General features: G+C 52.1%; 12 protein-coding genes. 9 read left to right on the top strand and 3 right to left on the bottom strand.

Features of this window, described 5'->3' with window-relative positions:
- Nucleotides 1-73 precede the first annotated feature (73 nt).
- The 9 genes from rsxA (at nucleotide 74) to gstA (ending at nucleotide 9,090) form a co-directional block, all read left to right on the top strand.
- Nucleotides 74-655, top strand: coding sequence for an electron transport complex subunit RsxA (gene rsxA / locus NNO08_RS07085; protein WP_005121199.1), 582 nt, complete (start codon nucleotides 74-76; stop codon nucleotides 653-655).
- Nucleotides 655-1,233, top strand: a complete 579-nt coding sequence (gene rsxB, locus NNO08_RS07080) for an electron transport complex subunit RsxB (protein WP_271454397.1) — start codon at nucleotides 655-657, stop codon at nucleotides 1,231-1,233. Before rsxA ends, rsxB begins: the two co-directional genes overlap by 1 nt.
- Nucleotides 1,226-3,250 (top strand): electron transport complex subunit RsxC, encoded by a 2,025-nt coding sequence (gene rsxC / locus NNO08_RS07075; RefSeq protein ID WP_271456429.1) that lies wholly within the window; start codon nucleotides 1,226-1,228, stop codon nucleotides 3,248-3,250. Before rsxB ends, rsxC begins: the two co-directional genes overlap by 8 nt.
- Entirely contained in the window at nucleotides 3,251-4,303 is a 1,053-nt protein-coding gene (gene rsxD / locus NNO08_RS07070) for an electron transport complex subunit RsxD (RefSeq protein ID WP_271456428.1), read from the top strand.
- Nucleotides 4,304-4,312: 9 nt separating this feature from the next.
- Nucleotides 4,313-4,933, top strand: a complete 621-nt coding sequence (gene rsxG / locus NNO08_RS07065; protein ID WP_271440568.1) for an electron transport complex subunit RsxG — start codon at nucleotides 4,313-4,315, stop codon at nucleotides 4,931-4,933.
- Nucleotides 4,934-4,935: 2 nt separating this feature from the next.
- Complete coding sequence (locus tag NNO08_RS07060; RefSeq protein ID WP_271454401.1) at nucleotides 4,936-5,628, top strand: electron transport complex subunit E; 693 nt, start codon at nucleotides 4,936-4,938, stop codon at nucleotides 5,626-5,628.
- Nucleotides 5,628-6,263: an endonuclease III gene (nth, locus tag NNO08_RS07055; protein ID WP_137381266.1), complete on the top strand. Its 636-nt coding sequence runs from the start codon at nucleotides 5,628-5,630 to the stop codon at nucleotides 6,261-6,263. The genes NNO08_RS07060 and nth overlap by 1 nt, the downstream gene beginning before the upstream one ends.
- A gap of 611 nt (nucleotides 6,264-6,874) precedes the next feature.
- Nucleotides 6,875-8,380 carry a dipeptide/tripeptide permease DtpA gene (gene dtpA / locus NNO08_RS07050; RefSeq protein ID WP_271440569.1) on the top strand — a complete coding sequence of 502 codons (1,506 nt, stop codon included), beginning with the start codon at nucleotides 6,875-6,877 and terminating at the stop codon, nucleotides 8,378-8,380.
- A gap of 104 nt (nucleotides 8,381-8,484) precedes the next feature.
- Nucleotides 8,485-9,090 (top strand): glutathione transferase GstA, encoded by a 606-nt coding sequence (gstA, locus tag NNO08_RS07045; RefSeq protein ID WP_202038721.1) that lies wholly within the window; start codon nucleotides 8,485-8,487, stop codon nucleotides 9,088-9,090.
- Between the two features lie 83 nt (nucleotides 9,091-9,173).
- Here gstA and pdxY read toward each other — a convergent pair whose 3' ends face one another.
- The 3 genes from pdxY to pdxH all read right to left on the bottom strand — a co-directional run bounded on the left by pdxY (nucleotide 9,174) and on the right by pdxH (nucleotide 12,155).
- Nucleotides 9,174-10,034, bottom strand: coding sequence for a pyridoxal kinase PdxY (gene pdxY, locus NNO08_RS07040; protein ID WP_271440570.1), 861 nt, complete (start codon nucleotides 10,032-10,034; stop codon nucleotides 9,174-9,176).
- Nucleotides 10,035-10,097: 63 nt separating this feature from the next.
- Nucleotides 10,098-11,372, bottom strand: a complete 1,275-nt coding sequence (gene tyrS, locus NNO08_RS07035; protein ID WP_020996426.1) for a tyrosine--tRNA ligase — start codon at nucleotides 11,370-11,372, stop codon at nucleotides 10,098-10,100.
- Between the two features lie 126 nt (nucleotides 11,373-11,498).
- Nucleotides 11,499-12,155 carry a pyridoxamine 5'-phosphate oxidase gene (gene pdxH, locus NNO08_RS07030; RefSeq protein ID WP_271456427.1) on the bottom strand — a complete coding sequence of 219 codons (657 nt, stop codon included), beginning with the start codon at nucleotides 12,153-12,155 and terminating at the stop codon, nucleotides 11,499-11,501.
- Between the last annotated feature and the right edge of the window lie 48 nt (nucleotides 12,156-12,203).

Below are 12,203 nucleotides of genomic sequence, written 5' to 3'. Positions count from 1 at the left end.
CCCTACAGTTAACCTGTTGTCGCCTGTTGTAGATTGTCAGATAATAGGCGGCTTTTTTATTTCAGGCCGAAAAATGACTGATTACCTGCTGCTGTTTGTCGGAACTGTACTGGTCAATAACTTTGTACTGGTCAAGTTTCTGGGCTTATGCCCCTTTATGGGCGTTTCCAAAAAACTGGAAACCGCAATGGGTATGGGCCTCGCCACGACCTTTGTAATGACGCTGGCATCCATTTGCGCATGGCTGATTGACACCTGGATCCTTATCCCTCTCGATCTCATCTACCTGCGCACGCTGGCGTTTATTCTGGTCATCGCCGTGGTAGTGCAATTTACCGAGATGGTTGTACGCAAAACCAGCCCTGCGCTGTATCGCCTGCTGGGGATCTTCTTACCGCTGATCACCACTAACTGCGCGGTTTTGGGTGTGGCGTTGCTGAACATCAACCTTGGGCATAATTTTTTACAGTCGGCGCTGTACGGTTTTTCCGCCGCCGTCGGCTTCTCACTGGTGATGGTTCTGTTCGCCGCAATTCGCGAACGCCTCGCCGTGGCAGACGTTCCTGCCCCGTTCCGCGGTAATGCGATTGCGCTGATTACCGCTGGTTTAATGTCTTTGGCCTTTATGGGCTTTAGTGGTTTGGTGAAGTTGTAATGAATGCTATCTGGATTGCCGTTGCCGCAGTAAGTCTGCTGGGTCTGGCGTTCGGCGCTATTTTGGGTTATGCCTCTCGTCGATTTGCCGTCGAGGATGATCCGGTCGTGGAGAAAATTGATGAAATTCTCCCGCAAAGCCAGTGTGGACAGTGCGGTTACCCGGGCTGCCGTCCTTATGCTGAAGCGATTGGTTGCCAGGGTGAAAAAATCAACCGCTGCGCCCCTGGTGGCGAAGCGGTGATGCTAAAAATTGCGGCCCTGTTGAACGTCGATCCGCAACCTATTGATGGTGATGAGCAGGATGCTACCCCCGTCCGTATGCTGGCGGTAATTGATGAAAATAACTGTATCGGCTGCACAAAATGTATTCAGGCCTGCCCGGTCGATGCCATCGTGGGCGCGACGCGCGCCATGCACACGGTGATGAGCGATCTGTGCACCGGATGCAACTTGTGCGTTGATCCGTGCCCGACCCAATGTATCGAATTACGCCCGGTCGCCGAAACACCTGACAGCTGGAAGTGGGATTTAAACACTATTCCTGTGCGCATCATTCCTGTGGAACAACATGCTTAAGTTATTCTCCGCATTCAGAAAAAATAAAATCTGGGACTTTGATGGCGGCATTCACCCACCAGAAATGAAGACCCAATCTAACGGGACACCGCTGCGGCAGGTTCCGCTGGCTCCGCGCTTTATTATTCCGTTGAAGCAGCATATTGGCGCTGAAGGTGAACTGTGTGTCAATGTGGGCGATACCGTGCTGCGTGGTCAGGCGCTGACCCGTGGGCGCGGCAGAATGCTGCCCGTGCACGCCCCAACCTCCGGCACCGTTGTTGCCATTGCCCCGCACTCCACCGCGCATCCTTCGGCTTTAGCTGAACTTAGCGTCATCATTGATGCGGACGGTGAGGATCGCTGGATTGAGCGTGACGGCTGGGCAAATTATCGTGCCCACAGCCGCGAGGAGCTCATAGCCCGTATTCACCAATTCGGTGTTGCCGGACTCGGCGGCGCAGGTTTTCCAACTGGCGTCAAACTGCAAGGTGGCGGTGATAAAATTGAAACACTGATCATCAACGCCGCTGAATGTGAACCCTACATCACCGCCGATGACCGCTTAATGCAAGATTGCGCGGCTCAGGTAGTCGAAGGTATCCGCATACTCGCTCATATTCTTCAACCGCGTGAAGTCCTGCTGGGCATTGAAGATAACAAACCACAAGCCATCTCCATGCTGCGCGCTGTGTTGGCTGATTCTCACGATATCAGCTTACGTGTCATCCCCACCAAATACCCGTCAGGCGGCGCCAAGCAACTGACGCAAATCCTGACCGGGAAGCAGGTGCCTCACGGTGGACGTTCCTCCGATATCGGGGTGCTGATGCAAAACGTGGGGACTGCCTATGCTGTCAAGCGGGCCGTTATTGACGGTGAGCCAATCACCGAGCGAGTGGTCACGCTAACGGGCGAAGCAGTCAGCCGCCCGGGCAACGTTTGGGCGCGATTGGGTACACCTGTTCGTCACCTGCTTAACGATGCAGGTTTCTGTCCTTCTGCTGACCAGATGGTGATCATGGGCGGTCCGCTAATGGGCTTTACCCTGCCCTGGCTGGATGTTCCCATCGTGAAGATCAGCAACTGCCTGCTTGCGCCCTCTGCCAGTGAAATGGGTGAACCGCAGGAAGAGAAAGGCTGTATTCGCTGTAGCGCCTGTGCCGATGCCTGCCCTGCCGATCTTCTGCCGCAGCAACTTTACTGGTTCAGTAAAGGCCAGCAGCATGATAAAGCGACAACCCACAACATTGCTGACTGCATTGAATGCGGGGCATGTGCATGGGTATGCCCAAGCAATATCCCGCTGGTACAGTACTTCCGCCAGGAAAAGGCGGAGATTTACGCCATCAGTCAGGAAGAAAAACGTGCTGCAGAAGCAAAAGCGCGCTTTGAGGCCCGCCAGGCCCGACTTGAGCGTGAAAAAGCGGCACGTCTTGAACGGCATAAAAGCGCAGCTGTACAACCTGCAGCGAAAGATCATGATGCCATCGCTGCCGCACTGGCTCGCGTAAAAGAGAAACAGGCTCAGGCGATGCAGCCGGTTGTCATCCAGGCGGGTGAAAAACCTGATAACAGCGCAGTGATTGCCGCACGTGAAGCGCGAAAAGCGCAGGCTCGCGCCGCACGCAGTGAAAATCTGTCAAAAGAAGAGGACAGCAGCGCGGGTACGGACCCGCGCAAAGCGGCCGTCGAAGCTGCTATTGCCCGCGCCAAAGCCCGGAAGCTTGAGCAACAAGCCACCACGGACCCCGCCGAGCCGGTTGACCCGCGCAAAGCTGCCGTCGAAGCCGCAATTGCCCGCGCCAAAGCCCGGAAGCTTGAGCAACAAGCCACCACGGAACCCGCCGAGCCGGTTGACCCGCGCAAAGCTGCCGTCGAAGCCGCAATTGCCCGCGCCAAAGCCCGCAAGCTTGAGCAACAAGCCACCACGGAATCTGTCGAACCGGTTGACTCGCGCAAAGCGGCCGTTGCCGCCGCTATTGCACGCGCTCAGGCCAAGAAAGCCGCACAGCAGCAGGTTGTAAACGAGGAATAAATGGTATTCAGAATAGCTAGCTCCCCTTATACCCATAACCAGCGTCAGACATCGCGTATCATGATGCTGGTTCTGATTGCTGCATTACCAGGAATTGCCGCTCAATGGTGGTTCTTCGGCTGGGGTACATTGTTCCAGATAGCACTGGCATCGGTCAGTGCCATCGCCGCCGAAGCGGGCGTGCTTAAACTACGTAAACAGCCCGTAGCCGCGATCCTGAAAGACAATTCAGCCCTGCTGACAGGGTTGCTGCTTGCCGTCAGTATTCCCCCTCTGGCTCCGTGGTGGATGGTGATCCTGGGTACCGTCTTTGCCGTTATCATTGCCAAGCAACTGTATGGCGGTCTTGGGCAGAATCCATTTAATCCGGCAATGATTGGTTATGTCGTGCTGTTGATCTCATTCCCGGTGCAGATGACAAGCTGGCTGCCACCGCATGAAATTGCCGCTACGGTGCCCGGCTTTTTTGATGCTTTAAACGTTATCTTTACCGGACATACCGCTGGCGGCAGCGATATGAACACGCTCCGTATAGGGATCGACGGCATCAGTCAGGCAACACCGCTGGACACCTTTAAGACCTCCCTGCACGCGGGACATACTGTTGAGCAGGTGATGCAGTATCCGATTTACAGCGGCATGCTCGCGGGCGCAGGTTGGCAGTGGGTTAACCTTGCCTGGCTGGCGGGCGGCATCGTGTTGTTATGGCAAAAAGCAATTCGTTGGCATATCCCGGTTAGTTTTCTGCTGTCACTTGCCGTTTGTTCAACGTTAGGCTGGTTTTTCTCTCCGGCGTCGCTGGCATCACCGCAGTTGCATCTGCTTTCCGGTGCTACCATGCTGGGCGCATTCTTTATTCTTACCGATCCCGTTACGGCATCAACAACCAACCGTGGTCGCCTGATTTTTGGCGCGCTTGCGGGTCTGTTGGTCTGGCTGATTCGTAGTTTTGGGGGATATCCTGATGGCGTGGCCTTTGCCGTGTTACTGGCAAATATCACCGTTCCGCTGATTGATTATTACACCCGTCCTCGTGTGTACGGACATCGCTAAGGACAACGCATGCTGAAAACGATTCGTAAACACGGTATCACTCTGGCACTGTTTGCCGCGGGCTCTACAGGGTTAACGGCGGCGATTAATCAGTTAACCAAGTCTACCATTGATGAACAAGCGGCTCTTCAACAAAAGGCGCTGTTTGATCAGGTACTACCTGGCGATCGCTACAATAACAATCTGCCAGAAAGTTGCTATCTGGTGAATGCGCAGGCATTAGGTAAAGGTACACATCGTGTCTATATTGCCCGCCAGGACGACCGTCCGGTTGCGGCAATTCTGGAGGCCACGGCACCCGATGGTTATTCCGGTGCAATTCAACTGCTGGTTGGTGTAGATTTCAACGGTACTGTGCTGGGTACGCGGGTGACGGAACATCATGAAACGCCAGGCCTCGGTGATAAAATTGAGTTACGTCTGTCAGACTGGATAACCCACTTTAGCGGCAAAACGATTAACGCGGAAAACGACCCTCACTGGGCGGTGAAAAAAGATGGTGGCGATTTTGATCAGTTCACCGGCGCGACCATTACGCCCCGGGCAGTGGTTAATGCTGTGAAACGTGCTGGCCTGTTTGCGCAGACGCTGCCTGCGCAACTTCCTCAACTTAGCGCCTGTGGAGAATAACCATGAGCGAAATTAAAGACGTCATTGTTCAGGGACTTTGGAAAAATAACTCCGCCCTTGTCCAGCTACTCGGCATGTGTCCGTTGCTGGCCGTTACCTCTACCGCAACCAATGCGTTAGGTCTGGGGCTGGCGACTACGCTGGTGTTGACCCTGACAAACCTGACTATTTCAGCGCTGCGCCGCTGGACGCCACCCGAAATCCGTATTCCAATTTATGTCATGATCATCGCCTCCGTGGTGAGTGCGGTACAAATGCTTATCAATGCCTACGCCTTTGGCCTGTATCAATCACTGGGTATCTTTATCCCGTTGATTGTGACCAACTGCATTGTCGTTGGCCGTGCTGAAGCCTTTGCCGCGAAAAAGGGCCCCGCTTTATCTGCTCTCGATGGTTTTTCTATTGGCATGGGGGCGACCGGCGCCATGTTTGTTCTCGGATCGCTGCGTGAAATAATAGGTAACGGTACATTGTTCGACGGTGCAGACGGACTGCTGGGCAATTGGGCCAAAGTCCTGCGCGTGGAGATCTTCCATACTGACACACCATTTCTGCTGGCCATGCTACCGCCGGGTGCATTTATTGGCCTTGGGCTGATGCTGGCGGTTAAGTATCTGATTGATGAAAAGATGAAGAAACGTCGTGCTGAGGCCGCTATGGCAGCAGACCCGACGGGTGAAACTGGGAATGTGTAATGAACAAAACGAAACGGCTGGAAATACTGACGCGCCTGCGTGACAACAATCCGCATCCCACTACCGAACTCAACTTTACGTCACCGTTTGAACTGCTGATTTCGGTCTTGCTTTCCGCGCAAGCCACCGATGTCAGCGTCAATAAAGCAACGGCTAAGCTATACCCCGTCGCCAATACCCCTGCTGCCATGCTCGAGCTCGGTGTTGAGGGGGTTAAGTCGTATATCAAGACGATTGGTCTGTTCAACAGTAAAGCAGAGAACGTGATTAAGACCTGTCGTATCCTGCTGGAACAGCATAATGGCGAAGTACCCGAAGACAGGGCGGCACTGGAAGCGCTGCCCGGTGTTGGTCGTAAAACGGCCAATGTGGTGTTGAATACCGCCTTTGGCTGGCCAACGATTGCCGTAGATACTCATATTTTTCGGGTCTGCAATCGTACACAATTTGCCCCAGGTAAAAACGTCGAACAGGTCGAAGAGAAACTGCTGAAAGTCGTCCCCAGTGAATTTAAAGTCGATTGTCACCACTGGTTAATTCTTCATGGTCGCTACACCTGCATAGCCAGAAAACCACGCTGCGGTTCCTGTATTATTGAAGATCTTTGTGAATTCAAAGAGAAAGTCGATATCTGACAGTATGGGGCCATAACGCTGGCCCCTATTCCATAACGATTAGTTATGCACTTCTCAATCGTTCATTTCCCGACAATGATGCCGTACCTTCCGGCATATCTAATGTAATATTCTTGTGAACTAACACCTGAGCAGGTTAATCGTTTTTTTAATAGTAGAAATTTCTATCCATCCGTGATCAAGATCACCCTGATAACATTATGTAAAATATTTATTATTTTGCAGTTAAAATGACAATCAGATGACCTGACAGGCTCGTTTCGATACAAAACATTACACTGGCTATTTTTCAGATAATGGGGTATATCACTACCTTCAAGCCAAAATAGCAGAACATATCGCCACATTCCCATTTTCACCCTATCCTGACAGTGTAAAAATCTGCCATTCTTCAAATGAAGAAATTTAACGCTGGATAACATTTCTCAGCCCCGACGATTTCACCACCTGAGTTATATGTAACAGATTATTACAAACCCCTTGTCTGAATGGTCAAGATAGTGAACATTACTTGCCGTTTCCCCTCCCACTATAACAATCGGACGGATGAACTTGACTCATCACGTACCAGAACACCCCCGTTGATATGGGATGTAAAAAAAGAGGTAAAAGTGTCTACTGCAAACAATAAACCAACAGAAAGCGTCAGTTTAAACGCCTTCAAACAACCAAAAGCGTTCTATCTCATTTTCTCAATTGAGCTGTGGGAGCGTTTTGGTTATTACGGCCTGCAAGGGATTATGGCCGTCTACCTGGTGAAGCAACTGGGTATGTCAGAAGCGGATTCCATCACTCTTTTCTCCTCCTTTAGCGCCCTGGTATATGGCCTTGTTGCTATTGGTGGCTGGTTAGGTGATAAAGTTCTGGGCACAAAGCGTGTGATTATGTTGGGTGCCGTTGTCCTGGCTATTGGTTATGCACTGGTTGCATGGTCTGGTCACGATGCGGGTATCGTTTATATGGGTATGGCGGCCATCGCGGTCGGTAACGGCCTGTTTAAAGCAAACCCATCCTCTCTGCTTTCTACCTGCTATGCCAAAGATGACCCGCGTCTTGATGGTGCATTCACCATGTACTACATGTCCGTCAACATCGGTTCATTCTTCTCTATGCTGGCAACACCGTGGCTGGCAGCACGTTACGGTTGGAGCACCGCGTTCGCCCTGAGCGTCGTGGGTATGCTGATCACCGTTGTTAACTTCGCATTCTGCCAGCGTTGGGTTAAACAGTACGGCTCCAAGCCTGACTTTGAACCTATCAACTTCCGCAACCTGCTGTTGACCATTGTTGGTGTTGTGGTTCTTATCGCTATCGCAACATGGCTGCTGCACAACCAGGGCATCGCACGTATGGTTCTGGGTGTTATCGCCATGGGTATCGTGGTTATTTTTGCGAAAGAAGCGTTCTCTATGCAGGGTGCTGCACGTCGTAAGATGATCGTCGCCTTTATTCTGATGCTGGAAGCCATTATCTTCTTCGTGCTGTACAGCCAGATGCCGACGTCCCTGAACTTCTTCGCGATTCGTAACGTTGAACACTCTATTCTGGGTATTGCTTTCGAACCAGAACAGTATCAGGCACTGAACCCGTTCTGGATCATCATTGGTAGCCCAATTCTTGCCGCTATCTATAACAAGATGGGCGACACTCTGCCAATGCCTACCAAGTTCGCTATCGGTATGGTGCTGTGCTCAGGCGCATTCCTGATCCTGCCGCTGGGTGCGAAATTTGCGACCGATGCGGGCATAGTCTCTGTTAACTGGCTGATCATCTGCTACGGTCTGCAAAGTATTGGTGAGTTGATGATTTCTGGTCTGGGTCTGGCGATGGTGGCACAGTTGGTTCCACAGCGTCTGATGGGCTTCATTATGGGTAGCTGGTTCCTGACAACTGCGGGTGCAAACATCATCGGTGGTTACGTGGCTAACATGATGGCGGTTCCAGAGAATGTGACTGACCCGTTGATGTCCCTTGAAGTCTACGGTCGCGTGTTCCTGCAGATTGGTGTTGCTACCGCAGTTATCGCCGTTCTGATGCTGCTGACTGCGCCGAAACTGAACCGCATGACGCAAGATGACGACGTCAGTGAGAAAGCCTCTAAGGCCGCAACAGCGTAATTCTCAGGGAAACTTAATTTCAGGCCGCTAACTGTTGTTAGCGGCTTTTTTTTTGCTCCAGGTAGCACTACCATACGGTATACCTCAGCCAAAAGGAGTTACCGATGAAACTGTTCTACAAACCGGGCGCTTGTTCTCTTGCTTCCCACATCACACTTCGTGAGAGCGGTAAAGATTTCACGCTGGATGGTGTTGATCTGATGAAGAAACGTCTGGAAAACGGCGACGATTTTTTCGCGGTAAACCCGAAAGGACAAGTTCCCGCACTGTTGCTGGATGACGGTACACTACTGACAGAAGGCGTTGCCATCATGCAATATCTGGCAGATACCGTTCCAGACCGTCATCTCCTGGCCCCTACCAGCAGCCTCTCCCGCTACAAAACTATCGAATGGCTTAACTATATCGCTACAGAGCTACATAAAGGTTTTACCCCTCTGTTCCGACCGGATACGCCAGAGGAGTACAAACCAACCGTTCGCGCATTGCTTGAGAAAAAAATGCAATATGTGAACGAATCGCTGAAAGACAACCCGTGGATTTGCGGCGCACGCTTCAGCATTGCTGATGCCTATCTGTTTACCGTGCTACGTTGGGCGTATGCAGTTAAGTTGAATATGGCAGGATTAAGCCATATCGAGGCGTATATGACGCGCATGGCTGAGCGTCCGGCAGTTGCCGCAGCGCTTAAAGCGGAAGGATTAAATTAATTGCTGTTACCGGGTAGCGCTTGCGCTTACCCGGCCTACAGACAAACGTAGGCCCGATAAGCGTGAGCGCCATTGCACATTGATTACAGCTGAGTGGCGCTAAAGTAGTGTTCTGGTTTCGCGATACGATCCTGGGCGGCAACCACCTGCAGTTCATACTCCTGCATCTCTTTGGTGGCGATCATAATTTCGTACACCGCCGCAGTCACATGCTCCAGCGCCTGCTGCAATGAAGCCCCCTGCAACAGTTTAACCAACAGCAAGCCACTGGTGACATCACCAACGCCAACCGGTTGGCGTGCGCCAAAATCGACAAGCGGACGGCTGATATGCCACGCCTGATCGGCGGTAACCAACAGCATCTCAAAACGATCTGCGCTGATACCTGCACGGGCAAGATGCTTAACCAGCACAATTTCCGGTCCCTGAGCAATCAGTTCACGGGCAGCCATCACCGCTTCATCAACATTGTTAACCGCATGCTCGCACAGAATTTCGAGCTCAATCAGATTTGGCGCGATAATGTCGCTGGCCGGAAGTGCATGACGAACATGAAATTCCGCAACGCCAGGTGCCACGATGCAGCCTTTTTCAGGATGCCCCATCACCGGATCGCAAAAGAATTTCGCCTGAGGATTTGCCGCTTTCACTTTGCGCACAATACCCAGAATATGCTCGCCCTGCTCTGCGGATCCCAGATAACCACTCAGCACCGCATCGCAGGTCTTAAGTTTATCGATATCAGCAATACCCTGAACAATTTCAGTCAGGTGGCTGGGCGGCATAACACAGCCGGTCCATTTACCGTACTGCGTGTGGTTAGAAAACTGAACGGTGTTGAGCGGCCAGACATTCGCGCCAAGACGACGCATCGGAAATTCGGCAGCACTGTTGCCGGCATGGCCAAAAACAACGTGGGACTGGATGGCGAGGATATTCTTCATTTTACTTACCACAACCCTAAAAAATAAAGGGGCGTAGTTTCCCACGCCCCTGCTGACTTTTACTTATTTCCAGCAAATCAGACAGTAGTTCTTTTTGCCACGGCGCAGTAAGGTGTAGCGGCCGAACAAAATATCACTGTCCTGGAAGAAATATTCCGGGTCAGATTGTTTCTCACCATTAATGGTGACCGCATTAGACGCAATGGTCTTACGCGCCTGACCGCGCGAAGGCTGCAGTTCAGAATCCACCAGCGCCTGCATCAGGTCGGCACCCTTGTCCATTTCGATCATTGGTACACCATCCTGCGCCAGCTGTTCGAAGTCCGCTTCGCTCAGATCGCTCAGGTTACCATTGAACAGGCTTTCGGTAATGCGTTTCGCCGCCACTAAACCTTCTTCGCCGTGAACCAGACGCGTTACCTGCTCAGCCAGAACATACTGGGCACGCGGTGCTTTACCGCTGTTCTTATCTTCTTCTTCCAGCGCATTGATCTCTTCAATGTCCATAAAGGTGAAGAATTTCAGGAAGCGATATACGTCCGCATCAGCCGTGTTGATCCAGAACTGGTAGAACTTGTATGGACTGGTTTTCTTCGGATCCAGCCAAACTGCGCCACCTTCCGTTTTACCGAATTTGGTACCGTCAGCTTTAGTGATCAGCGGAACCGTCAGACCAAATACCTGATTCTGATGCAGGCGGCGGGTCAGATCGATACCAGAGGTAATGTTACCCCACTGGTCAGAACCACCAATTTGCAATGCCACGCCATGCAGTTTATTCAGGCAGGCAAAGTCATAACCTTGCAGCAGGTTGTAAGAAAACTCGGTAAAGGAGATCCCCTGATCGTCACGGTTCAGACGCTGCTTAACCGCTTCTTTGTTGATCATCTGGTTTACGGAGAAGTGTTTGCCGATATCACGCAGGAAAGTCAGTACGTTCATACCGCCAAACCAGTCGTAGTTGTTCGCAGCAATCGCCGAGTTGTCGCCACAGTCGAAATCGAGGAACGGTGCAACCTGTTTGCGGATTTTATCCACCCACTCTTGCACGGTATCTTCAGTATTCAGTTTACGCTCGGCGGCTTTAAAGCTCGGATCGCCAATCAGACCCGTTGCACCACCCACCAACGCAACAGGCTTATGGCCTGCCTGCTGGAAGCGTTTCAGGCATAACAATGGAACCAGATGCCCCAAATGCAAGCTGTCAGCGGTAGGATCGAAGCCGCAATAGAGCGCGATCGGGCCTTGCGCCAGTCGCTCTGCTAACGCTTCCTCGTCCGTCACCTGGGCCACCAGCCCCCGCTCTTGCAATTGTTTAATCAAGTTACTGCTTGCCATCAAAATCTCCATGTATAAAACGACTGCACCTTTGCCGGTACACGACTTTTCGCCTGATGCGAAAGAGACATAGAATAAAGCGCCGGATTCATCAGCACCAGCGCTTAAAGCAAGAATTTTGCATCTTTAGGGGGCCAGACGGTCAATTTTCCACGCGTCATCTTCACGTTGGTATAAAAAACGGTCGTGCAGACGGTTTTCGCCTCCCTGCCAGAACTCCATTTGTTCAATGCTCACGCGAAAGCCGCCCCAGAAACTTGGCAACGGCACTTCCCCTTGCTGAAACTTCTGCTTCAGCTCAAGAAATTTACTTTCCAGAATTCCACGTGCGGAGATCCGACTGGACTGCTTAGAAACCCAGGCGCCAATCTGGCTATCGCGCGGGCGACTGTGGAAATATTTCACCACCTCAAGCGTGGACAAGCGTTCGGCCTTACCGATAACCATCACCTGCCGTTCCAGCGTATGCCAAGGGAATAACAGGCTGATGCGCGGGTTGTTCTCGATCTGGTGCGCCTTACGGCTGCCCATGTTGGTATAAAACACCAGCCCTTTGTCATCATAATGTTTGAGCAACACGATTCGCTGGTACGGCTGACCGTGTTCATCGACTGTTGCGACGACCATAGCGGTAGGGTCTGCCAGTTTGGCATCACAGGCTTGCCCCAACCAGCGCTCAAACAGCGCGAGGGGTTCGGCGGGAAGATCGCGGCGGCGAAGACCGCCTTTCGTGTATTCACGGCGCAGATGCGCGATTTGCTGCAATTCGTCGTTATCAGGCATGATGTTGGGCTACGGATTGTCAGTGGGTGACGCTATTGTGCGCCGCCC

The sequence above is a fragment of the Citrobacter sp. Igbk 17 genome (assembly GCF_028069775.1).
Lineage (GTDB): Bacteria > Pseudomonadota > Gammaproteobacteria > Enterobacterales > Enterobacteriaceae > Citrobacter.
This window is presented reverse-complemented; position numbering and strand designations above follow the sequence as displayed.